This window comes from Flagellimonas marinaquae (assembly GCF_023716465.1).
GTDB classification, from domain to species: domain Bacteria; phylum Bacteroidota; class Bacteroidia; order Flavobacteriales; family Flavobacteriaceae; genus Flagellimonas; species Flagellimonas alginolytica.
This window is the reverse complement of record NZ_CP092415.1, coordinates 3,277,503-3,302,036: the sequence shown is the minus strand read 5'-3', so window position 1 is coordinate 3,302,036 and position 24,534 is coordinate 3,277,503. Positions and strand designations below refer to the sequence as shown.

Annotated in this window: 18 protein-coding genes and 1 tRNA gene; 10 read left to right on the top strand and 9 right to left on the bottom strand. The window is 40.8% G+C overall.

Annotated elements, in window-relative coordinates:
- The first annotated feature begins 12 nt into the window (after positions 1-12).
- Entirely contained in the window at positions 13-657 is a 645-nt protein-coding gene (locus MJO53_RS14585; protein ID WP_252079636.1) for an alpha/beta hydrolase, read from the top strand.
- A gap of 6 nt (positions 658-663) precedes the next feature.
- Here the strand turns inward: MJO53_RS14585 and MJO53_RS14580 are convergent, their stop codons facing one another.
- Positions 664-1,590, bottom strand: a complete 927-nt coding sequence (locus MJO53_RS14580) for a hypothetical protein (protein ID WP_252079635.1) — start codon at positions 1,588-1,590, stop codon at positions 664-666.
- A gap of 80 nt (positions 1,591-1,670) precedes the next feature.
- Entirely contained in the window at positions 1,671-2,927 is a 1,257-nt protein-coding gene (locus MJO53_RS14575; RefSeq protein WP_252079634.1) for an NAD(P)/FAD-dependent oxidoreductase, read from the bottom strand.
- A gap of 137 nt (positions 2,928-3,064) precedes the next feature.
- Between MJO53_RS14575 and MJO53_RS14570 the strand changes: the two genes are divergently transcribed.
- Positions 3,065-4,621, top strand: coding sequence for a M28 family peptidase (locus MJO53_RS14570; RefSeq protein WP_252079633.1), 1,557 nt, complete (start codon positions 3,065-3,067; stop codon positions 4,619-4,621).
- A 433-nt stretch (positions 4,622-5,054) separates the two neighbouring features.
- On the opposite strand, the gene MJO53_RS14565 is transcribed toward MJO53_RS14570, so the two are convergent.
- Positions 5,055-5,130: transfer RNA gene (locus MJO53_RS14565), tRNA-His, on the bottom strand.
- Between the two features lie 374 nt (positions 5,131-5,504).
- Here MJO53_RS14565 and MJO53_RS14560 point away from each other — a divergent pair.
- Complete coding sequence (locus MJO53_RS14560; RefSeq protein ID WP_252079632.1) at positions 5,505-7,475, top strand: tetratricopeptide repeat-containing sensor histidine kinase; 1,971 nt, start codon at positions 5,505-5,507, stop codon at positions 7,473-7,475.
- Here MJO53_RS14560 and bshB1 read toward each other — a convergent pair whose 3' ends face one another.
- From bshB1 to MJO53_RS14545, 3 genes are read right to left on the bottom strand one after another with little or no spacing between them, the layout of a single operon-like run.
- Positions 7,476-8,198, bottom strand: a complete 723-nt coding sequence (gene bshB1 / locus MJO53_RS14555; RefSeq protein WP_252079631.1) for a bacillithiol biosynthesis deacetylase BshB1 — start codon at positions 8,196-8,198, stop codon at positions 7,476-7,478.
- 8 nt (positions 8,199-8,206) lie between these two features.
- On the bottom strand, positions 8,207-9,376 hold the full coding sequence (locus MJO53_RS14550; protein WP_252079630.1) for a trans-sulfuration enzyme family protein: 1,170 nt from the start codon (positions 9,374-9,376) through the stop codon (positions 8,207-8,209).
- A gap of 35 nt (positions 9,377-9,411) precedes the next feature.
- Positions 9,412-10,821: an MATE family efflux transporter gene (locus MJO53_RS14545; protein WP_252079629.1), complete on the bottom strand. Its 1,410-nt coding sequence runs from the start codon at positions 10,819-10,821 to the stop codon at positions 9,412-9,414.
- A gap of 231 nt (positions 10,822-11,052) precedes the next feature.
- On the opposite strand from MJO53_RS14545, the gene MJO53_RS14540 reads away from it, so the two are divergent.
- Positions 11,053-12,348: a M14 family metallopeptidase gene (locus MJO53_RS14540; RefSeq protein ID WP_252079628.1), complete on the top strand. Its 1,296-nt coding sequence runs from the start codon at positions 11,053-11,055 to the stop codon at positions 12,346-12,348.
- Between the two features lies 1 nt (position 12,349).
- Here MJO53_RS14540 and ccsA read toward each other — a convergent pair whose 3' ends face one another.
- A complete protein-coding gene (gene ccsA, locus MJO53_RS14535; RefSeq protein WP_252079627.1) occupies positions 12,350-15,517 on the bottom strand; it encodes a cytochrome c biogenesis protein in 3,168 nt (1,055 codons plus the stop codon).
- A 133-nt stretch (positions 15,518-15,650) separates the two neighbouring features.
- Here ccsA and MJO53_RS14530 point away from each other — a divergent pair, with 133 nt between their 5' ends.
- Genes MJO53_RS14530 through MJO53_RS14520 form a run of 3 tightly spaced genes read left to right on the top strand, consistent with a single transcriptional unit; the run spans position 15,651 to position 17,509 of the window.
- Positions 15,651-16,412 (top strand): Rossmann-like and DUF2520 domain-containing protein, encoded by a 762-nt coding sequence (locus tag MJO53_RS14530; RefSeq protein WP_252079626.1) that lies wholly within the window; start codon positions 15,651-15,653, stop codon positions 16,410-16,412.
- Positions 16,396-16,923 (top strand): KdsC family phosphatase, encoded by a 528-nt coding sequence (locus MJO53_RS14525; RefSeq protein WP_224837256.1) that lies wholly within the window; start codon positions 16,396-16,398, stop codon positions 16,921-16,923. Before MJO53_RS14530 ends, MJO53_RS14525 begins: the two co-directional genes overlap by 17 nt.
- The gene (locus MJO53_RS14520; RefSeq protein ID WP_252079625.1) at positions 16,916-17,509 is read left to right on the top strand and encodes a Maf family nucleotide pyrophosphatase; all 594 of its coding nucleotides are present in this window, start codon (positions 16,916-16,918) and stop codon (positions 17,507-17,509) included. The genes MJO53_RS14525 and MJO53_RS14520 overlap by 8 nt, the downstream gene beginning before the upstream one ends.
- On the opposite strand, the gene MJO53_RS14515 is transcribed toward MJO53_RS14520, so the two are convergent.
- On the bottom strand, positions 17,510-17,740 hold the full coding sequence (locus MJO53_RS14515; RefSeq protein WP_224837254.1) for a ferredoxin: 231 nt from the start codon (positions 17,738-17,740) through the stop codon (positions 17,510-17,512). It abuts the gene before it with no gap.
- Positions 17,740-18,984: a peptidase U32 family protein gene (locus MJO53_RS14510; RefSeq protein ID WP_252079624.1), complete on the bottom strand. Its 1,245-nt coding sequence runs from the start codon at positions 18,982-18,984 to the stop codon at positions 17,740-17,742. Before MJO53_RS14510 ends, MJO53_RS14515 begins: the two co-directional genes overlap by 1 nt.
- Positions 18,985-19,097: 113 nt before the next feature.
- Here MJO53_RS14510 and MJO53_RS14505 point away from each other — a divergent pair, with 113 nt between their 5' ends.
- The 3 genes from MJO53_RS14505 (at position 19,098) to MJO53_RS14495 (ending at position 24,490) form a co-directional block, all read left to right on the top strand.
- Positions 19,098-20,045 carry a septum formation inhibitor Maf gene (locus tag MJO53_RS14505; RefSeq protein WP_252079623.1) on the top strand — a complete coding sequence of 316 codons (948 nt, stop codon included), beginning with the start codon at positions 19,098-19,100 and terminating at the stop codon, positions 20,043-20,045.
- Positions 20,046-20,137: 92 nt separating this feature from the next.
- Positions 20,138-22,669 carry a PIG-L family deacetylase gene (locus tag MJO53_RS14500; protein WP_252079622.1) on the top strand — a complete coding sequence of 844 codons (2,532 nt, stop codon included), beginning with the start codon at positions 20,138-20,140 and terminating at the stop codon, positions 22,667-22,669.
- A gap of 111 nt (positions 22,670-22,780) precedes the next feature.
- Complete coding sequence (locus tag MJO53_RS14495) at positions 22,781-24,490, top strand: sodium:solute symporter (protein WP_252079621.1); 1,710 nt, start codon at positions 22,781-22,783, stop codon at positions 24,488-24,490.
- Positions 24,491-24,534 lie beyond the last annotated feature (44 nt).

The window sequence follows — 24,534 nt, the reverse complement described above, 5'->3', positions numbered from 1 at the left end:
GCCTAACTGAACATGTCCAACAAAGAGAAAACCGTAAGCTACACTACTCAGAATACATATCTGACGCAGAACAAATTAGGTCCCAAAACAAAAAATGTTTGGTTGGTTTTCCATGGAATAGGCTATTTAAGCCGCTATTTTGTAAAATACTTTAATGGTCTAGATCCAGAAGAAAACTACATTATTGTACCGCAGGCTCCGTCCAAATATTATTTAAAAAATGAGTATAAATATGTTGGCGCCAGTTGGTTGACCAAGGAAAACACTGCAACGGAAATCAATAATGTGATCAATTATATTGATGCTGTCCTCGATTCGGAAAAGCTTCCAAAAGGTGTTGATTTGATCCTCTTCGGTTTTTCGCAAGGTGTATCGGTGGCCACCCGATGGTTGGCCCGTAAAAAAGTGAATTGTAAACTTATTGTGTTGTATGCCGGGGGTATTCCCAACGAACTTACCGCTCAAGATTTTGAGTTTTTAGATTATAATAGTACCCAAATCAAAATTGTGTACGGAGACCAAGATCAATATCTAAATCCAGAACGCTTAAAAAACGAAAAAGTAAAAAGTGACACTTTGTTCCGTGGCATGGCCGAAACCATGACTTTCATTGGTGGCCATGAAGTACAACCGGAAATAATCCAGAATTTAGTATAGTATTATTTAGTTGCTGGTTTCTTCTTTTAAATCCTCTTCCGGGTAGTATGTGATAGTCCTTGTGGTATAGGTATTGCCAGGTGTTACGATTTGCTTGACCCAATTGCTGGGCTTATGATTATCGAACTGAAAAATGTACTTTTCCGCAGATTCCGTATTAATGGTCTTTTTTATCACCTTGCTCAAAACACCATCGGTATATTGATAATACCGCTTTTTTTGTGAAACGAATTCTTTTTCTGTAAAATCGTACAAGAATTCCTCGCTGGTCACCAACTTTCCTGCACTGTTGAATACTTCTTCCGTGGCAGTATTCGGTTCACCATCAATATATTCCTTGGTCAAAATCACCTCCTGATCACCATTTGGGGTCTTTTTAATGGAATTTCTTACCGCTTTTTGCAAAATACCATTAGTAAATGTACTCACGGTAAGTTCATTTTTTACCTGGGTATATTCCAAGGTGGTTTCATCTACCCCCTCTACATTGGACGAGATGATACGGACCAACCTTCCAGCTTCATCATAATAATATTGTTCTTGCTCTAAAAATTGTTTGTCGTAAGAAATTATCTTTTCCGTTACTTTTCTATTGGGAATGGTATCCACTTCATAAAAATTGGCCATTGAAGTGGATTCGTCCAGGACATTGTTCTTATAGCTTTCCATCCGTTTTTCCAACAATTCACCATCTTTATAGGTGTAATAGGTAATGTCTTGGTCATTGTCGTTGTACTGCGTGACCGTTTTCTTTAACACCCCATTTTTATTGAATTCGAACAGTTCCTTGCCATAATCGGTAGAAACCAAACAGGTCTTCACTTTTCCCTTTAGATCGAAGTCATTTAATGTGAAAATTTTAAGCTCTTGCGACCTAAGTGCGGTCAAATTGAGCACTAAAATTAAGATTGGGATGTAACTGAGGTTTCTCATACTGTAAAATTAGTTGTAAAAAAGTCAACTGAAAAATCTATGCCACATTAAAAAACCCCTCAATAAAAAAATTTTATGATCTAAAATTTACGGTCGGGGTCGAACGGTTGTATGTCCATGGAGAGTGACTGCCCGGAAACAAGTTCGGTGATCAACTTGCCCGTTGCCGGTCCCAAGCTCCACCCCATCATGGCGTGTCCGGTGGCTACGGTTAAATTTTTGATTCCTTTTGGTCTTCCAATATATGGAAGCCCATCTGGTGATACTGGTCTCAATCCACAACTTGCATTCGTTTTGGCCTTTTCCGGAACCTGTAATCCTTCATAATAACCCTCCACACCTTTTGCAATGGCTTCCACTCTTTCTTTTCGTATAGTATGGTTTATCCCCGAAAATTCCATAGTGCCCGCGAAACGGGTAAACCCTTCCATTGGGGTTACGGCAATCTTCTTTTCCATTAAAATGGCGGGCATGGAAATGTTCGTAGGTTCTTCCACATTTATTCGATATCCCTTGCCAGCTTGTAACGGCAGTTTTAGGTTTAATTTTTTTGATATGTTCGATGTCCATGAACCTGCGGCAAGAACAACTTCGTCTGCCGCATAGGAGGCCTTGTTCGTTTTTACCTCGGTTATTTTACCGTTGGAAAAAGCTATATCGGATACTTCCTCGTTTTTATGGATGGCCACTCCACTTGTATTTAGGTGTTTTACCATATTTTCCATGATCAACGGGGGTGTTGTGTGGCGATCACATTCCCAAAGTATAGCGCCTTTGGCATTGACCTTTATATTTGGTTCGAGTGCCGTTAGCTCTTCCTTGGACAACAATTTGCCATCCAATCCCAAGGTGCTGGCCTTTTCCACCACCTCCATCTCATGGTCGCGGGCCTCATCGGTTTGGAACATCATCAACAGACCTTTATCCCCTATTTTAAATGTACCTAAATCACCGGAAGACTGTATGGCTTCGTACAACTCTCTACTTAACAGATTTATGTCCCGAATCACCGGCATTGCCAAATCGACCTTTGTTCGTGTCGAGGATTTTTTAAAATACCACGCCCATTTCATAAACTCGGGATCCAAACGAGGTTTCATGTAAAAGGGACTGGAAGAATTGAACATGTATTTTATTCCTTTGGTAATCATTCCGGGGGAAGCCAAGGAAATAATGTGACTTGGTGTAAGATACCCCGCGTTTACAAAAGAAGCCCCCGAAGAAATATCGGACTTGTCCAAAACGGTTACCTGATGGCCTTCCCTTTGAAGAAAGTATGCGGTAGATAGTCCTATTATTCCTCCACCTACTACTACTACACTCTTATTCTTGCCCATAATACGTACAAGTTTAATAAATCCACTAAAAGGGGACCAAGTTACGCAATGGGTTTGATAATGTTTATCTTAGAATAGTAATTTCTTTCCTAAACTTTTAACTATTTTTGGAGGATTCAGATAACTTAAAAACACAAATGAAAAAATTATCCTTATTGGTATTGGGCTTAGCCTTTGCCTGTAACACTTCCCAAAAAACGGTTTCGGAAGTAGCAAAAACCCAACCTGTAGCAGACCCCGTACCTTATGCGGAATCAATTACAGAAACCGAACTAAAAGAACACCTGTACACTTATGCTTCCGATGAGTTTGAAGGCAGGGAAACTGGAAAACCTGGCCAAAAAAAGGCTGTGGAATATATAAAGGCGCATTACGAGTCCTTGAACATACCCGCTGCACAATCCAATGGAAACTATTTTCAAAAAGTAGCATTGCAAGAAACCAAAGTGCCAAAAGGCAATGTAACCTTCAACAACGAAAGTTTTTCTTTAGGAGAACATGCCGTAGCATTTAGCCCAGCGCAAGGTACTTTTAATGAAATTGTTTATGCAGGTTTTGGAATTGAAGACGGTGATCATAATGATTACAACCGAATCGATGTATCCGGCAAACTGGTACTTATAAAAGCCGGCGAACCTCAAAACACCGATGGAACTTATGTAATATCCGGAGGTCAGGAAAAATCCGACTGGAGCAATATGTCCGAGGCCATGGGGAAAAAATCTACTTTGGCTTTGGAAAAAGGCGCCAAAGGGGTACTGTATTTTGATTCACAGAATTTTCCAAGATTTAGAGGATATTTCCGATTTATGGAAAGCAACAATAGTGGTCGAATGCAACTTGCAGATGACAGCAACAATGATATTTTGATTGTTTTGGACGAAAAAGCAGCTACTACGCTTTTCGAAAATATAGAAAAGGACCATACGCCAAAAACTATTACAGCCAATGTAAACTTGAGTTTAACCGGCAGTAACGACAATATAGATTCTGAAAATGTGGTTGCCCTTTTAAAAGGTACCGAAAAACCGGAGGAGTATGTGGTTATTTCTTCTCACTTGGACCACATCGGGGTTACGGCAGACGGTCAGATCAATAATGGTGCTGATGACGATGGCTCGGGTACTGTGGCGCTTTTGGAAATTGCCCAAGCATTTAAGCAAGCTGCCGAAGAAGGCAAAGGCCCCAAGCGTTCCATTGTATTTTTACATGTTACCGGAGAAGAAAAAGGATTGTTGGGTTCCAAATACTATACCGATGTTGAGCCGGTATTCCCATTGGAGAACACAGTCGCCAACCTTAACATAGATATGATCGGTAGAATAGACCCAAAATACAAAGGTTCTCGAAATTATTTATACCTGATCGGTTCCGACAAACTTAGTACCGAACTCCACAATTTATCGGAGGAGGTAAACAAAAAGTACACCAATATCGAGTTTGATTATACGTACAACGACGAGAACGATCCCAATAGATTTTACTACAGAAGTGACCACTACAATTTTGCGAAGAACAATATTCCGATCATATTCTATTTTAACGGAACCCATGCGGACTACCATAGACCAAGTGATACTCCCGATAAAATAAACTATAATCTTTTGGAAAATCGCTCTCGACTTATTTTCCATACGGCATGGGAGATAGCCAATCGCCCAAATAGATTGGTGGTGGATAAAGCAACGGAATAACCAATAGCTATCTTTATAATTTAAAAGCCCTTGAAAACAAGGGCTTTTTTATTCAATTTCTCGAAAATATAAATAACCCATGGTCAATCCGAACAAGTTTCGGAATCTAAGTATACGGTGAAAATTGAAATAAAAGTATGGTTTAAAAGCTGTCTAACCAATGGTCCGAGAAAAGAGAGGGTAACAACGTATGGAGTTTAGAGGGAAGAGCATAGTTAAAATGAAGTAAAAATAAATCATGATTTAACAGATGGCATTTTTCAATTGACGGATGAGGTTATTTTCTTAAAAAAGGATAGAAAAATATGATCTAAAACTAAAAATTATTATAGATCAAGCTTCTGCTAACAACGAAGTACACTAGAATTTGACTTTGATTATTTTTAAAAACAAAAAATCCCAAACCATTAGGTTTGGGATTTGATAAACTTAAGGGTGGAAGACCGGGTTCGAACCGGCGACCTCTGGAACCACAATCCAGCGCTCTAACCAGCTGAGCTACAACCACCATTTAAAGCGGATGCAAAAATACTTTTTTGTAATGATTCAACCAAAATATTTTTCAATTTCCATCAATAAAATTATATCCAATGGATTTGCCCTAGAAAAATCCCGCATTCAACTAACATAATATCAATTCTGTACAATTTACCGACGAAGTGCACGTTTTTAAGACCAAACACACAATTTTGGCAGTTTCACAACAAATAATTCCAATTAAAGTAGTGTAAAGGTAGATTTACCATAAATAATTTTCAACCTATTGTTGTCAGAAAAAAACTTCATACCCAACAACTTTAAAACACTATCATTTTGTATAGTGGTACTGGGCTTTTGTCTTTTTTCCGGTCCGCTATCAGGACAAACCAGCAAAAAAGACAGTATGGAGCTTAGATTACGTCGGTTGGAATCTACCAACAGATTTAATCCCAAGGATAGTACCCACATTAATCTACTCCTAGGTTTGGCAAGAGTTTACAGGTTCCACGACAACGAACGTCTCTACGATGTGGCCCAAAAAGCCTTGGAATACAGTAGCGAAATTAATTACAACTATGGCACCATAAAAGGATTGGAAGCCGTGGCAAACTATTACTATGATAAAGGGGATAGAAAAAAATCCATGCCCCTGTTCAAAGAAGCGCTTCAACTTTCGAAAGATGTGGAGGATGTTCAAAGTGAAATATCCATATTGAACACTCTGGCCCAAAATTATAGTTTCGAAGGCAACTATGCCGAAGCTCTTAACTTAAATCTGAAAGGCATTGATCTGGCAAAACAGATCAACAACCTTAAAATGCTCTCGGTACTCAATGAGAACATAGCCGGCCTCTATGCCGACCAGAAAGATTTTAAAAATGCTCTGATGTTCTACGATACGGTCCAAAAAATAAATCGCAAAGTGGGCAACGAAATTATCGATGCGGAGACCCAGAGCAATATGGCATCTTTATACAGAGATGCTAAAGATTATAAAAATGCAATCTTCAACATCAACCGCAGTATAAACACATTCGAAAAATACAAAATATACGATTGGCTTGCCTACGCCTACGAGGTAAAAGGCGATATCTACCTGGATCAAAAAAAATATAAGTGGGCCCTGTATTGGTACGATCAAAGTAATATGCTCTTTAAAGACGAGATTGAGGACAATAGGATAAAGATCCAATTAATGAACGGTATGGCCAAAGTCTATTATGGCTTGGAAAAGGATAGTTTATCTTTGGTGCATGCAAAAAAAGGTCTCGCAATATCCCAAAAAATAAAATCGCTTCAAGGGCAGATCGATTGTTCTGAGACTTTGTACAAAATATATAAAAAGAAAGGTGAAAACGAGGAGGCACTGGCCTATCTCGAAACTTTTAAAACCCTGTCCGATTCCCTGTTTATGGACAAAAACAAACAGAGCTTGTCCTTGCTCGAAACCAAATTGGAATATCAACAGGAGAAAAAAGAATTGATCGAGGCCAACCAAGCCGCATTGGCCAAACAACGGAACTATATTTATTTTTCAGTAATTGTTTTACTTATTCTGAGTATCATCACCTTTGTGGTCCGCAGGAGTGAAAAGATCCAGAAAAAACTGAACAGGGAGCTCAAGGAAAAATCTTTGGCCGTAACCCAGCGAGAAGCGCAGCTGCACGAAATCAATAAAACGAACACCAAACTATTCTCAATCATCGGGCACGATCTGCGAGGACCTATTGGAGGATTGCAAAGTATTTTAAAAATGTTCACCGATGGGGATATTTCAACCAAGGAACTGGTATCTTATATTCCAAAACTAAAGTCCGATGTGGACAATATTTCCTTTACACTGAACAATCTATTGTCTTGGGGCATGAACCAGTTGAACGGAGTGATCACCAAGCCAAAACGCGTATCATTATCCACATTGGTCGTCAACAATATTCAATTACTGTCGGAAATTGCGAACAACAAGTCCGTTAAAATAATAAATCAACTGCCGGATAATCCCCGTATTTGGGCGGACAACCACCAAATAGATATTGTTATCCGGAACCTTTTGAGCAATGCCATAAAATTTACGCCCGAGAATGGTCTTATTACCGTGGGTGCCGAGGAAAAGGCGGGCATGTGGCAGATATCGGTCAGGGATACTGGTGTTGGTATGACCCAAGAAATGCAGGAATCCATATTCAAGGACTCTTCCAACATCACTACTTACGGAACCAATAACGAAAAAGGTACCGGTTTAGGTTTATCGCTATGTAAAGAAATGGTCCACAAAAATAATGGCGAAATCTGGGTAGAAAGTACGCCACGTAAGGGGACGACCTTCTATTTTACCGTACCAAAAGCATTGAAAAGATACCAAAATGCATCTTGATCAAATCAAATCGCACAAACTGTCCACCCCTACAAAACGTTCCACTGTAAACCCTTCGGCATGCTCCACCCCTATTATTCTACCTAGGTCCCTTGCCCTATAATTAACACTGTCCGTAAAATTTTTACTACTGATGGGAGTTTCGGGCTCATCGCTATTGGGATCGTAAAATTGAGAGCTGTACGCCATTATGGCCTCGGTTTTTTTATCAATAAAACCGCTTACATCCACAACAAAGTCGGGTTCCAAATTTTTCCATTGGATGTAATGGTAAACCAATTTTGGTCTCCATGCTTCTTGCCATTCGTCATCCCCGTCCATTTTAGTGTCAATTTTCATTAAACCACTCAAAAAGCAAGCGTCACTTACCAATTTACTGCCGCGCGCATGATCTATATGTCTATCATCAACGGCATTGCATAATACAATTTCTGGTCTATACTTACGAATAATTTTAATGAGCTCCAGTTTATGCTCTTTGTCGTTAACAAAAAAACCATCGGCAAACTCCATATTTTCCCGAACGGCAACACCTAAAATTTTTGCAGCCCTAGCCGCTTCTTGGTCCCTTATTTCGGCAGAGCCCCGTGTTCCCAATTCACCACGGGTCAAATCTACTATACCTACTTTTTTACCTTTGGAAATTTCCTTTGCAATGGTGGCCCCTGCCCCTAGTTCGGCATCATCAGGATGGGCACCAAACACTAAAATGTCTAATTTCATATATATTCTTAAACCGTAACGGTCATGGATTTTACCTTGGCTATTGCCTGTTCTATATCCTCGACCAAATCTTCTATTTCTTCAATACCCAACGAAAAACGGATCAGAGAATCCTTTATTCCCTGCTTGACCCTATCCTCAGGGCTCATTAGCGCATGGGAGGTCTGTGTTGGCGAGAGCATGGTGCTTTCAATCCCAGCTAAGCTCATGGAAGGTTTTATCAATTGTAGTTCTTTAAAAAATAAAGACGCATCAATTTCTGGATTCAGCTCAAAGGACAACATGCCCCCAAAGCCTTTCATTTGTGATTTGGCCAATGCGTGTCCCGGATGATTTTTTAACCCCGGGTAATATACATTGTCCACATCTTGGTTGCTCTCCAAATACTCCGCCATTTTCATCGCATTTTCGTTCTGGGCCCTAACACGAATGGCCATAGTTTTTAGACTTCGCTCCAACAGCCAAACGGTGTAATCGCTTAAACTGCCACCAAAACAAATTCCTGTTTGGAATACTTTGTCCATATTCTCTTGTGATGCAGCTACTACTCCTGCACAAATATCCGAGTGTCCGCCCATATATTTTGTTGCGCTGTGCACCACCACATCGATTCCAAAATCTGTCGGGGTTTGATTTACCGGACTTGCAAAAGTATTGTCGATTATAGAAAGGATTCCTTTCTTTTTTGCCAAATCCGCTACTCCTTTTATATCGGTAATGGTCAATAAAGGATTGGATGGTGTCTCCAAATACAACACTTTAGTGTTGGGGTTTATTTCCTTTTCAAAATCATCCACTTCCCACCCGTTGGTAAACGAATATTCTATACCAAACCGTTCAAACTGGCTCACGGCAAAATGATAGGTGCCCCCATAAATGGTTTGTTGCAGTACAACATGATCACCGGCCTGAAGAAAAGTCATTAAGGCTGTGCTGATGGCCGCCATGCCACTACCAAAGATCAAAGCGGCCTCGGTATGTTCCAAGGCTGCCAATTTTTTGCACAAAGCTTCCTGGTTGGGGGTATTAAAATATCGTGGATAACGTTTTACCTCCACATCATCAAACTGATACGAGGTACTCATATACAATGGCGAAACGGCTCCCTTGAACGCTTTATCCTCCAATTCCCCAACATGGGTACAGATGGTGTTCAGACCTTTTTTATCACTATTCATATTGGATTTTCTTTATGCTAAAGATACGAAACCCATTATACTTGCACCTTCTTCCAGTTTCCTTTTTTGAACCAGACCATGGCCAAAACTGCCAATAAAATTTCCGCTGCGGTAATGGCCACAAAAACACCAGTTGCGCCCCAACCTAAAACCAGTGCCGAGATATAGGCCAATGGCAATTGGAAGAACCAAAAGGAAAGCAAGTTGATCTTTGTAGGGGTCCTGGTGTCCCCTGCCCCGTTAAAAGCCTGGGTCATAACCATTCCATAGGCGTAGAAAATATAGCCTACCGCAATAATCTGAAGACAGAGCGCTCCGCTCCCAACAACTTCCGGTGTTGAATTGAACCATGAGATTATGGTCTTTGCAAAAATGAGGTAAACCAAGGAAACCACGCCCATGAACCAAGCATTGTATTTTCCTGTTTTCCAAACAGATCTTTCTGCCCTATCGGGTTGTTTGGCACCTAGATTCTGGCCGACCAAAGTTGCTGCAGCGTTGCTCATGCCCCATGAGGGCATCAAGGAAAACATCATTACCCTAATGGCAATAGTGTAACCTGCCAACACTTCGCTTCCAAATTCGGACATGATCCGCATTAAGAAAATCCAACTGGAGGTACCGATCAAAAACTGTGCAATCCCACCTAAGGAAACCTTTACCAGATTTGCCATAACCTTAAGGTTGACCACCAAATCCTTGGCCGCCAATTTGATTTTGCCCCATCCAAAGAACAAAATTCCCAATTGGAACAGTACCGCTGTTCCACGACCGATATTAGTGGCGACCGCGGCCCCTTTAACTCCCATTTCCGGTATTGGACCAAATCCAAAAATGAACATGGGGTCCAAAATTATATTGAGCCCGTTGGAGAGTACCAAGGCCCACATGGCAATGGATGCATTTCCTGCACCCCTAAATATGGCATTGATCAAGAACAGTAGGACCACGGTGATATTCCCTCCAATCAAAAATTGGGTATAACCGTAACCTTCTTCTATTAAGTCGGGCTCTCCTCCCATTAATCCAAGGATTTCTTTGGCATAAACTATTCCGAAAATCCCAATTACCACAGAAATTAAAACACCCAATCCTATGGCCTGCACTGCGGCAATTCGAGCTCCATCCACATCCTTTTCGCCTATTCTACGGGCAACTACGGCAGTGGCTGCCATACTTAACCCAATGGCTAGAGCGTACACCAAAGTAATTACGGATTCCGTTAACCCGATAGTCGCAACTGCATTTACACTTACTTGGGAAACGTAGGCAATATCCACCAAAGCAAAAATGGATTCCATGAGCATTTCCAAGATCATGGGAATGGATAACATAAAAATGGCTTTACGGATGCTTCCTGTGGTAAACTCAGTCTCTTTCCCAGAAATAGCTATCCAGAAATACCGAATAAATTTTTTAAATGAATTTGTATGTTGATTTGTCATTATAAATAGAATTATGTGTAAAAAAAGAAGTGAAATACCTAGTTACCGAGAAGTTTTCGGTTACTTAAATCGGGTTTCCCCAACGTTGGCATCTATCGCGTACATAATTCTTATAACTTCATAATGGCGCAAAGATGCGAAAAAAATGGATACAATTATATCTATTTTATATTTATCGGAAAATCAGTTGTAGTATTTTAGTAACCAACCAATTCAAAAATTCTGAAAACCATGCGAATTAAACTTTTGATTACCATTGGAACATTATCGTCCTTAGTACTTCTATCCTCCTGTAAAAAAAGTCCAGAAACTATAGAAAGTAAAGAAAAAACGGGTTATCAAGGGCAAGGAAAAAGTCCAGTTGTACCTACGGTGGACAAACCCATCCAAAAACAATGGAGAGGCGTTTGGGCCTTTAACGACAGTACTACTTTTTTCTCCAATAAGTTCGATGGTGCCCGACTGAACGGCGTTGCCTACGATGGCAATGATCACTATACCGTTTGGATAACAGCAGAAAATACCCCCATTAATGTGAGTCCCTGGTACGCCTTTCAGGTTTGGTCCAAAGAGGCGAAGGAGATTACCGTACAGATCAATTACCAAGATTCCCGAAGCAGATATTACCCAAAAATAAGTACTGATGGTAAAAACTTTAAGCCTTTGGACAGTACCCGTTTTAAAGCAATTAATCCGGGTGAAGGCGAGTTTGGCATTAAAGCCGCACCAGAATCTGCCGAGCTTACCATTAGTGTCAACGAAAAACCTACTTGGGTGACCGCTCAGGAGCTATATACATCTGCCGTAGTGAAGGAATGGGTGGATTCGTTGAGCCAAAAGAGCTTCATTGACAATTATCCCATTGGGCTTTCCAAGGAGAAAAGAACCATGCATTTAATGGAAATCAACGAAAATACTGCCACTAAAAAAGCATTAATGATCATATCGAGGCAACATCCACCAGAGGTTACTGGATTTTTGGCCATGAAATCCTTTATAGAAACCATCTCCAATGATTCTGAACTGGCTAAAAATTTTAGAAAGGGACATACCATTTTTGTTGTGCCATTAATGAATCCTGATGGAGCAGATAACGGTCATTGGCGGCACAACATGGGCGGAATCGACCTTAATAGGGATTGGCAAAATTTTAATCAACCCGAAACTCGGAATGTCCGCAATTTTCTTGTGGATAAAGACAAAGAATATGATTTTGTCTTTGGCGCAGACTTCCATTCCACTTGGGACGACATTTATTATCCCATTGATACAACGGTTACCGGTAAAAAAGGCAAAATAATCTTTGATTGGATCGAAAGGATCGGAGATAGATTACCTCAAAAGAAAACCAATGTAAGTGCTTCCGATGAAATTGCCCCGACCATGGTATCCAGCAAATACTTTTATGTGCACCACAATATGCCATCCATAGTTTTTGAACTGGGCGATAATACCTCTAGACCTTTCCTAAAGGAAAAGGGCAAGGTGGCCGCAGAAGAGATTATGAAGTTATTAATGGAACAATAGCCTACTTTTTGGCATAATGTACTTTGTACCTCCAAAAACTAATTCCACCTAAAATAAAGACCCCGAGTACTGTATACCATACAAAGCTTGGGGTTATTACTTGGTCCCCACTGGCGTAACTATGCAGTCCGACCAAGTAGAAATTTACGCCAAAATAGGTCATCATAATACTGGCAAAAGCCACAATGCTCGCAAAATTGTATATCCATTTGCCACGTAGTCCCGGAACCAGCCGCATGTGCAAAACAAAGGCATACACCATAATGGAGATAAGGGCCCAGGTTTCTTTAGGGTCCCAGCCCCAATAACGCCCCCAACTCTCGTTGGCCCATTGTCCTCCTAAAAAGTTGCCAATGGTCAGCATTACCAAACCTGCCGTTAATGCCAGTTCGTTAATCACGGTGAGCTCCTTAATATTCAGGTCCATACGTTTTTTGTTCTTTTCCGTGGTGAGTATGATCAATAACAACGCAACTACACCCAAGATCATACCTACCGTCAACGGTCCATAACTACCTACAATAACAGCAACATGGATCATTAACCAATAGCTGTCCAATACCGGAACCAAATTACCTATGGCCGGATCTACCCAACTTTGGTGGGCTATCCACAATAACATGGAAGTTACAAAGGCGCTTGCCGCAATGGTGAGCTCACTTTTTCGGCCAAGGGCCAGTCCAATGCCCATAGTTGCCCAACCTACGTACAATATACTTTCATAAGCATCGCTCCAAGGCGCGTGCCCCGAGATATACCATCGCATTATCAACCCAACGGTATGCCAAATAAAGAATAAAACAATGGTTCCCTTTAACAGGTAGGCAAAGGCGTCCAAAAATTTACGCTCCTTAAAAATTTTGGCAATCAGAACAAAAAACAACAGCACACCGACCATGGCGTAGTACTTGTACAATCGGTTGAACAAATCCAGTTTGTTATATATGATCTCGGCTTTTATTTTGTTGTCCGATGGCAATATTTCCGCTCCATGGTTTACCTGATTTTGTTTAAAGGCGTCCAACAATCTATCGGGCTGGGAATAATCCCCGGTCGCAATGGATTGTTGCAAGGAGTTTAAATAGTAAGGCATTGCATTGTTCACAAAATTGGCATATAGCGAATCTTGCATTTGATATTGACCAGAACGGTATTCCACAGCAGAGATCCATTTGTTGTTCTCATCGTTCAACAAAGGAAAAATCTTCACGATCTGTCCACTCAGCGCAATATCCAACAAGCTTAATCGCTCCCCTACTTTTTTAATGTCCTTCTCAAAATTGGATGGATTATTGGTGGATGTTGCTTTTTCCAGATACGGCCTTAGTTTGTACGCCCCTTTGGCATCAAAAAAATCGGTTGCTTTTACAAATTCTGTGCCTTCCGGAACTCCTATTACTTTTCTAATACTATCGTTTTGCCATTTTCCCACTTCAATAAAATCCACGGTATACCAAACACCCGGATTGAGCATCATGGAAAGGAAAACTTGACCTGGCGTAAGGTCTTTGTATTTGTTTTCCCCACTTAGTTTTCGCAATAGTTCAGAAGCAAAGGTGTGTACCGGTTTCATTCGTCCTCCCTCGTCCTGTATGACCAATGCGCCAAATTTTTCCGCATGTTCCCTGGCAACAGTCGTAGCTTGGATAACTGAGTCGATTTGAGCTTTTGTGGGCAGCCCTTGGTGCTCATGTGACGTTTCTTGTGCGTTTATGGAAACAAAAGCAAAAAAGAGCGTAATTGTGGTCAAGGCGGCTTTTTTGGCCTTTATTTTTTCGAGCATTGCCTGTAGGTCCCTAAATCGTGTTTTTCCGTAGAACATAATACCCATTAAACCAATATAGAGAAGAAAGTACCCTATATAGGTAATCCAGGTCCCCCACCAATCGTGGTTAACGGAAAGTACCGTTCCCTTTTCATCGGGGTCAAAACTGGATTGAAAAAACCGATATCCTTTATGATCTAAAATATGGTTCATATAAATATCATAATCAAAAGGTCTTTCGTCGTGAACGGTTACTTTGCTCATAAAAGAAGCATATCCTGTTTCGGTCCCAGGGTATTTCTCGGCGATAAAATCGTTCAATTGAACAGAGAACGGAAGCTCGTACACTTTGGAGCCATAACTTAATGTAAAATCGAGACCTCCAACATTGAACTTATCGGAAAAATTGGAATTTCCCTTGCTTCCCAATAGTTTGATTTCCTTACTTTCTCCATTTGCAGAAACGGAGACAATAAGCGCATCTTGGGTTACGGCGGTAATCTCTTCGTCCGGAACTTTTACAATGCCATAACTACCTTTGGTAATAGGTTCGGGGACAACGAACTGCATGCCTCCCACAGTGTATAGCGACCGTAATTGCAAAGGTTGTATGCTATCTGCCAGCAATTCACCTTGGTATTGGTCGGCCATCCTCATAAAATCACCCTCAAAAGGAGATTTTATACGAAAGCCATTTTCTTCATCATAAAAAATATTGATGGCCCCTTCTGTTTCGTTGTTTAGGGCAAAAAGAATATTGTGCAAACTGGCAATTTTCCCATTTTCCAAATAGTGTTCATGCCTTTGGCCATTGCCTGCCTCAACAATCTGCAAAAACTCGGTGCCATTTTCATCAGGAATCAATCCACGTTCCGCTCCTTTTATAAAATCCACATAACTTATGGTAAAAGGCTGTCCATTAAAATCCGATTTCCACGGTAAACTCGACCGTCTGCCTTCTGGAGTAACCAAAATGGCATCCTCTAAAACCCTTCGTTTGGTTTCCCCGTTGATATCACCATCTATAAAAGCGGTCAAATAGGTTTTGTCCGAATAAAAAACCTTTTCCGTGGCGCCTTCACGAATGGGCATCATGCCTTCGTAACTGATATATCGGGTTACAAATGCCCCCACAATGATCAAGATCCAAGAAAGGTGAAGCAAAAGTACCGGCCATTTTTTCCATTGCAACAAGCGATATCGGTAAATATTCCCGAAAAAGTTGATTACAAAAAAGACCATTATGGCCTCGAACCAAGTGGCGTTGTAAATATAAATTCTTGCGGTGTCCGTGCTGTACCAGCTCTCTATAAACGTTCCCATGGCCATTGCCGCGGCAAAAACCAAAAAAAGAACGGCCATAAGTCTCGTGGAAAAAAGTGTTTTCTTAACAATGTCGATCATGGAAATTCGGTCTACTTTCGGCTTGCAAAAATACGGCCTTTTTAGAACTTCCTAAATGCGAAAGCTGATAAAAATCATACAGATTTGTTAATTCTTGCTGCAATCCATCAACCCTAAATTTGTAGTTTTGATCATGCTCAAGATAGTACTATTGGGAACCGGCAACTTGGCAAAACATTTACACGATGCTTTTACCAAGGCCAAAAACGTTAATGTGGTCCAAGTTGTAGGTCGCAATACCCAAGCGTTGCACCAATTTTCCGACAAATCCGAAGTAACCGATAATTTTAAGGAAATCGTCGATGCCGATGTGTACATTATTGCTGTTAAGGACGATGTTATAGGCAAAGTATCCAAATTTGTTGCAAACAAAAAAGGTGTGGTGGCCCATACTTCCGGAGCTATGCCCATGGCAGTTGTTCACTCCACAAAAAAGGGTGTTTTTTATCCCCTACAAACCTTTACCAAAGGTAAGATGGTAGATTTTTCCACAATTCCCATTTGTATTGAAGCAAGCGATACCGAATCTTTGAAAGTATTGGAGCTTTTGGCCAAACCTATATCTGAAAATGTACATCCTATCGACTCGGAACAGCGAAAAAAATTGCATCTTGCAGCCGTTTTTGTAAATAACTTTACCAACTACCTATATGGGGTTGGCGAAGAGATTTGCCTACAGGAGGGCCTGTCTTTTAATTTGTTGAAACCATTGATTTTGGAAACAGCGGAGAAAATTAAAACGATGCCACCCAAAAAAGCACAGACTGGGCCCGCACGCCGAAACGATCGGCAAAGTATGCAAGGTCATTTGGGACTCTTAAAAAACGAAAAACATATTACTTTATACAAACTATTGAGCAGAGCCATAATACAAGCACATGAAGAAGAATTATAAAGAGCTTTTGAGCAGTATCACAACTTTTGTTTTTGATGTCGATGGTGTTTTTACCGACGGCACGGTATTGATCACCACCGATGGTGAACTATTGCGCAAAATGAGCGTTAAAGACGGTTATGCCTTAAAAACAGCTATTACCAAAGGTTACAACGTTTGCATAATTACGGGAGGTACCAACCAAGGGGTAAAAGAGCGTTTAAAAGGTCTAGGTGTTACCGATTTTTACATGGGGGCACATCATAAACAGGAACCTTTGGAAGAATATATGGACATTCACGATATAGACCCGAAAACCGTGCTTTACATGGGCGATGATATGCCGGATATTCCTCCTATGAAAATGGTCGCATTGGCGGCATCCCCACAAAATGCCGTTGCAGAAGTTAAGGCGATTTCGGATTATGTTTCCCATAAAAACGGAGGAGATGGTTGCGTAAGGGACGTAATTGAACAGGTCTTGAAAGTTCGAGGGGACTGGAACGATAATTTTAGTGCAAAGAATGACTAAAAACCCACTCAAGGAAAAACTCAAAGGTAGACACATAATCCTAGGTTCGGGTTCTCCCCGTCGTAAAATGTTTTTGGAAGAATTAGGGCTGGATTTTGAGGTACGCCCAAAATCCGTGGAAGAAATTTACCCTCAAGAACTACAGGGCGAAGAAATATCCGCTTATTTGGCTAAGTTAAAAGCTACCCCCTTTAAAAATGAATTGAACCCTTCGGATATTTTGATAACCTCGGATACCGTGGTCTGGCACAACAATGCATCGTTGGCAAAAGCGAGCAACCAAGGTGAGGCTTTTAAAATGTTAAAGACCATGTCCGGGGATTGGCACGAAGTTATTACCTCGGTATGTTTTACCACCACGCAAAAACAAACCATGGCCAGTTGTGTTACCAAAGTAAAATTGAAAGATTTGACCGATGATGAGATCAATTTTTATATCGAGAGATGCCAACCTTACGATAAAGCAGGTGCCTACGGTATTCAGGAGTGGATCGGAATGATCGGTATTTCTGAAATCCAAGGTTCTTATAACAATGTAGTCGGATTGCCCACTCATTTGGTATACACTACCCTTTTGGAACTTTGATCAGGTTCTTTTTACCGATATGATTTTTACAGGACATGCCTTGGAAGCTTGTTCACAGCTATCAAAAATTCCCTCATCGTGCGATTTTATGGTATGGAACCCCTTTTTGTTCTGTGAATGCAATAAAACAGATTTACCATCCTTTTTGGACATGGCAAAATGTTGTGGCGCCATTTCAACACAATAGTTGCAGCCGATACATTTTTCTCGCTGAAGCGTAACAACTACCATTAGGCTTCCACCTTGTTTTCAACAATTTTGTACAATTTGTCCGAAAGGCGAATCCTAAAACCTAAAGGAATGGTTACGGAGTCCCCTTTTTTGGCAGTGGATAATTTGGCATCGTTCACCAACATTTCGGTAACCTTCATTTCCTTGGCACCAGTGGTTGGGCCTGTAACCAAAATTGTATCTCCAACAGAAAGATCATAGGCTTCAATAGTAAACTCGCCAATGTTGCTTTTTGGAAAGAAATGTGCTCCTTTTCCAATGTACACTTTCTTTTGTGTGGCAGAGGAACCGGGTATTTTACTCCACTCTCCCAGCTTTTGACCTAAATAATAACCGCTCCAGAAGCCGCGATTGTAGACTTTCTCCAACTCTTGCATCCATTCAATCACCTTTTTCTTATCATAGTTTCCCTCGTACAAACTATCTATCGCCTGGCGATAGCATTTTATTACACGGGCCACATATTCCGGAGCACGTCCACGTCCCTCTATCTTTAAGACCTTTACCCCTGCATCTGCCACTTGATCAAGAAAATCGATGGTACAGAGGTCTTTCGGCGACATTATATACTCATTGTCAAGTTCCATCTCAAAACCACTTTCTTGATCGATCACCGTATACTTTTTACGGCAATTCTGCTTGCAAGCTCCTCTATTTGCCGATGAATTGTGGGAGTGCAAACTCAAATAACACTTACCGGAAACAGCCATGCAAAGAGCTCCGTGTCCGAATACTTCAATCTCGACCAAACGCCCGGATGGTCCCTTGACCTGCTCCTTCTCAATTTGTTCGGTTATCTTTTTTACCTGACGCAAGCTCAACTCTCGGCTCAAAACCATGGTATCGGCAAACATGGCATAAAACTTTACCGTTTCTATATTGGTCACATTGATCTGTGTAGAAATATGAACTTCCAGTCCCAGCTCTCTTGCCGAAGATATCACAGCCTGATCCATAGCGATTATGGCGGTGAGACCAACCTCTTTGGCTTTTTTTAAAAGAGTTTTTACAATGGATAGATCGTGATCGTAAATTATGGTATTCAAGGTAAGGTAAGTCCTAACACCTTTGGCATTACATCGTTTGGCTATCTCGGGCAGGTCGTCCAAAGTAAAGTTCATCGTGGCCCTTGCCCTCATGTTCAATTGTTCAACTCCAAAATATACCGAATCTGCCCCATTGTCCAGAGCGGCTTGCAAAGATTCAAAATTACCGGCCGGAGCCATCAGCTCAATTTGTTGCATACCAAGAATATTTGCTTCTGAAATTTTTGCAAAATTACAGTTTTCCCTGTATTGGAAAAAGTTAAGTATATTGATATAAACCGACTTTAACCTTAAATTTGAAAAAAGCATCCATGAAATTTTCTCATATAATACCAAAAATTGCCCGCTTGATTATTGCAATCGCATTATTTGTCAGTTGTCAAGAAAAAAATAGTGTTGCCGAGGAGACTTTGCAAAAACCAGAGCTCGAAATGGAAAAGCCCCTGCCCAGAAATCCGCTCACCGAAGATTTTAAAAAGTATTGGTATGCAGGAAATGCCGAAATCACTTCCTACCGGTTGGAACAGGCGCGATATGGAGAGCTACGAGATGGAACAGCCGCGATGATCTACGTTACCGAACCCTTTTTGCCCAATAAACAAGTAAAAGCAGACCGTGCCAGTGCCGATAATATTTCAGTTCTTAAACTCAATGCGACCAAAAAGTTTTTAACCGGTATTTATCCATACTCCATTATGAACAGTACGTTTTACCCTGTCCATGACAATCTACATGCATTAAAGACGAGTTTGTCGGTCCAGGAATGGTGCGGTCACGTATACGCTCAATTGAACAATAGAGATCAATTTGAGTTTACTTCACATTCTTATTTTGAGAGTGAGGCGGACCAAGCATTTTCAATGGAAAAAGCCAACTTGGAAAACGAAATCTGGATCAAAATCCGCATAAACCCCAATAATCTTCCCTTGGGCGATATATCCATGGTACCTTCGCTGGAATATTTACGATTGGTCCATAAAAAGGTTAAGGCATACAGTGCCATGGCCAACATATCATCAAACCACGAAACTTCTACCTACACCATTCATTACCCTGAATTGGAACGTACTTTAAAGATTGATTTTACTTCAGATTTTCCTTATGCCATAGAAAGTTGGACGGAAGAATTTAAAAGTGGTTTTGGTCCAAATGCAAAAGTAATGACCACTTCTGCCACAAAAATAAAAACATTGAAAACCGCATATTGGGGTCAAAATAGCAATAATGATCTAATTTTAAGGGACAGTTTAGGTTTATAGCATTGAACATTTTCTATGTTAAAAGTCTTGTAAAGAAACGAATGTCTGTACACAAACTACCTATATTTGAACAACTTGCTAAACCAACGATCATGAAACATTTCTGGATATTTTTTTCAGCAACAATAGTATTGTTTACCAGTGGATTTGCGCAAAAACCAGAAAAACTTACCTCTGCCGAACTGTTTCACGAAGTTCAGAAATTGAATTTTTTGGGAACCGCACTTTATGTTGCGGCCCACCCTGATGACGAGAACACCAGCTTAATTTCGTACCTATCCAATCACAAAAAAGCAAAAACAGTATACCTATCCTTAACCCGTGGTGATGGTGGACAAAACCTGATTGGTTCAGAACTCAGAGAATTATTGGGCGTTCTGCGTACCCAGGAACTTTTGGCGGCAAGAAATGTGGATGGTGGAGAACAACTATTTACACGGGCAAACGATTTTGGATTCTCCAAACTGCCCAAAGAAACATTGGAGATTTGGGACAACGATAAAGTGTTGGCCGATGTAGTTTGGGCAATCCGAAATATTAAACCGGACGTGATCATAAATCGTTTTGACCACAGAACACCGGGAACTACGCATGGCCACCACACGGCCTCCGCAATGTTGAGCATGGAAGCTTTTGATCTGGCCAACAATCCACAAGCTTACCCGGAACAACTGAACCACTCCGATACTTGGCAACCCAAACGTATTTTTTATAATACATCTTGGTGGCAATATGGAAGTAGGGAAAAGTTTGCCAAAGCGGATAAATCCAATATGATTAAAATGGATGTTGGCGTATATTATCCGGAGCTTGGCCTATCCAACAATGAAATTTCGGCAATGTCCAGAAGCCAACACTTATGCCAAGGTTTTGGAACGTTAACGGTTCGTGGTTCGTCCGAGGAGTATTTGGAATTGCTTAAAGGACCGGCAGCTACCGGCAACGATCTTTTTGAAGGGGTCAATACAACCTGGTCCCGTGTAAAAGGTGGTGAAGCCATTGGACGGATTTTGGAAAAAGTCGAAGAAAATTTCGATTTTCAAAACCCGGCCAAACACATACCCGAACTCATTAGAGCCTATCAAATGCTTCAAAATATTGAAGATGAGCATTGGAAGAGTATAAAATCAAAAGAATTAAAGCATATTATCTTGGCCGCTACTGGGCTATATCTGGAAGCCAGTTCCGAAAATGCTTCAGCCACCCCTGGAAGTCAGGCGACCATCAATTTGGAAGCCATAAATAGATCGTCCGCCAACATTACTTTAAAAGAAATCCAGTTGGTCGGTGCAAACGCCAAGATCGCTCCAAACAAGGTTTTAACCAACAATCAAAAGGAAAATTTTTCAATTGACTTTTCTGTCCTCAGTTCCATGATGTATACCAGTCCGTACTGGTTGAACGAGCAGGGGTCGCTTGGCATGTACGTGGTTAACAATCAACAATTGATAGGAAAACCGGAAACGCCCAATGCCTTTAAAGCTAGATTTAGCTTGTTGTTCGATGGAAGTGAAATTATATTCGAAAAAGATATAGTACACCGCTATTCCAGACCGGACAAGGGAGAATTGTACGAGCCTTTTGCCATTCTTCCCGAAGTAACCTCCAAGATCGATGAAAAAGTTTTGATTTTTGCAAATTCGGACACCAAAGAAGTACAGGTAAAGGTCAGAGCTGGAAAAAATAATGTCTCTGGAACCATTTCATTAGATCATCCAACGGGCTGGTCGGTCTCCCCAAAATCCATACCATTTACGATCGAACAAAGAGGTGAAGAAATTCCGTTAACCTTTAAGGTTACTCCCCCAAATTCTGAGAGTGAAGGTTATATTGAACCAAAAATTACCGTTGGCGATCAAGTTTTTGACAAGGAATTGGTGGAAATCGCTTACGATCATATTCCAAAACAATCGGTTCTTTTGCGATCGGCGGCCAAAGTAGTGCGAATGAACATAAAAAAAGCTGGTGAACACATTGCCTACATTATGGGAGCTGGTGATAAGGTCCCTGAAAGTTTGGAACAGATCGGGTACCAAGTACATATTGTAGACCCCAATGAAATACAAAATGGAGATTTGGACAAGTATGATGCCGTAGTTGTAGGCATTCGAGCATACAATGTAATCGGCGCACTTAAGTTTAAACAGCCGGTGTTGTTCGATTATGTGGAAAGAGGCGGAACCATGATCGTGCAATACAATACCGCTGGCAGATGGTCCAATCAATTTGAAAATATTGCGCCCTACGATATTACACTTTCACGGGATAGGGTTACCGACGAGAATGCCGAGGTCAAAATACTGGCCCCAAAAAATTCCCTTGTTAATTTTCCCAATGCGATTACCACGAAAGATTTTGAAGGATGGGTACAAGAGCGCGGTCTATATTTTCCAAGCAAATGGAGTGCCGAGTTCACCCCTATTCTATCCATGAAAGATGAAGGTGAAACCGAAAAACAAGGAAGCTTAATTGTGGCACCTTACGGAGAAGGTCACTATATTTACACAGGACTTAGCTTCTTCAGGGAATTGCCCGTGGGAGTTTCCGGAGCATATAAACTGTTTGCCAACATGCTTTCGATCGGCAAAAATGAAGTAAAAAAGGACAGTAATGTCAAAGGATAACATGAACACCAAATACGAATGGAAAAGGGAATACAGCATTGTAATCCTCTTAAATGCCATTTATATCTTGGTTTTTTACCTCATTATGATACTAAATAATTAACATCCTGAATGGCATTACTTGATTGGATAATTCTTGGTAGTACCTTGCTTTTCATTGTTGCATACGGTGTTTGGAAAACACGGGGCAATAGCAATGTGGACGACTATGTCCGCGGGGGAGACAATATTAAATGGTGGACCATCGGTTTGTCCGTGATGGCCACTCAAGCCAGTGCCATTACCTTTTTATCCACACCGGGACAGGCTTTTAACGATGGTATGGGCTTTGTTCAATTCTATTTTGGATTGCCCCTGGCCATGATTTTTATTTGCTTGGTATTTATTCCCATCTATAAAAAACTAAAGGTCTATACCGCATACGAAATGTTAGAAGGTCGTTTTGACCTTAAAACCAGGACACTTACGGCATTATTATTCTTAATTCAGCGAGGACTTGCCGCCGGAATTACGATTTTTGCCCCTTCCATAATTCTTTCAGCAGTTTTGGGGTGGGACTTACGAACGCTCAACGTTATTATAGGAATATTGGTAATCATCTACACAGTTTCTGGAGGGACCAAAGCGGTAAGCGTAACCCAAAAACAGCAGATGTTCATTATTATGTTGGGTATGTTCTTTGCCTTTTTCTTTATTATGGGGGCTTTACCGACCGACCTTTCCTTTGGAAAGGCATTAAAAATTGCCGGGGCCAACAATAAACTCAATATTCTCGATTTTTCTTTCGATACCAATAATCGCTATACATTTTGGAGCGGTATCACTGGCGGGTTCTTTTTAGCTCTGGCCTATTTCGGGACCGACCAAAGCCAAGTACAACGTTATCTATCGGGCAGATCTGTTCGCGAAAGTCAGTTAGGCCTTATTTTTAACGGCGTTTTTAAAATCCCGATGCAATTTTTCATCCTTTTGGTCGGGACCATGGTTTTTGTTTTTTATCAATATAATTCCTCTCCCCTTAATTTTAATCCCGCAGCCACCGAGGCGGTATTGCAATCCGATTACGCCAACGACTACCAAGCACTGGAGAACGACCACAAGGAACTGGAAAAAGAAAAACGGATGGCACAGCATTCGTTTTCAGCGGCACTGGAGCTCAAAGAGTACAATGCGATAGAACAAGCAAAGCAGGATATCGTAAAGATCAATGAAAAGGAAAAAGCAAATCGGGCCACGGCAAAAACATTAATTTCAAAAGCTGATGATACTGTAGAGACGAATGATAAGGATTATGTGTTCATCCATTTTATCTTGAATAACCTGCCCATGGGTCTTATTGGGCTGTTATTGGCCGTAATTCTGTCCGCAGCAATGTCCTCCACGGCATCCGAATTGAATGCTCTGGGTACCATTACAGCGTTGGACCTTTATAAAAGAAGTATAAAAAAAGAAGAATCTCAGGAACACTATGTTAAAGCGACCAAGGTTTTCACTCTTGTTTGGGGAATAATTGCAATTATTATTGCCAATGTGGCCAACCTTTTTGATAACCTGATCCAGCTCGTAAACATTATTGGTTCTATTTTTTACGGTAATGTCCTGGGTATTTTCCTTTTGGCCTTTTTCTTTAAATATGTGAAAGGAAATGCCGTTTTTGTTGCTGCCATTGTTACCCAAGTGATCGTAATTATAGGTTGGTATTTTGATTGGATGTCCTATTTATGGTTGAATGCTTTCGGATGCTTGTTGGTTATCCTATTGGCCTTTATTACTCAAATATTCGATAATTTTCTGGGCAATTCCACCGCAATTGATGAATAAAAAAACCCACTTTTAAAGTGGGTCTCTTCAATATATTAAAATTG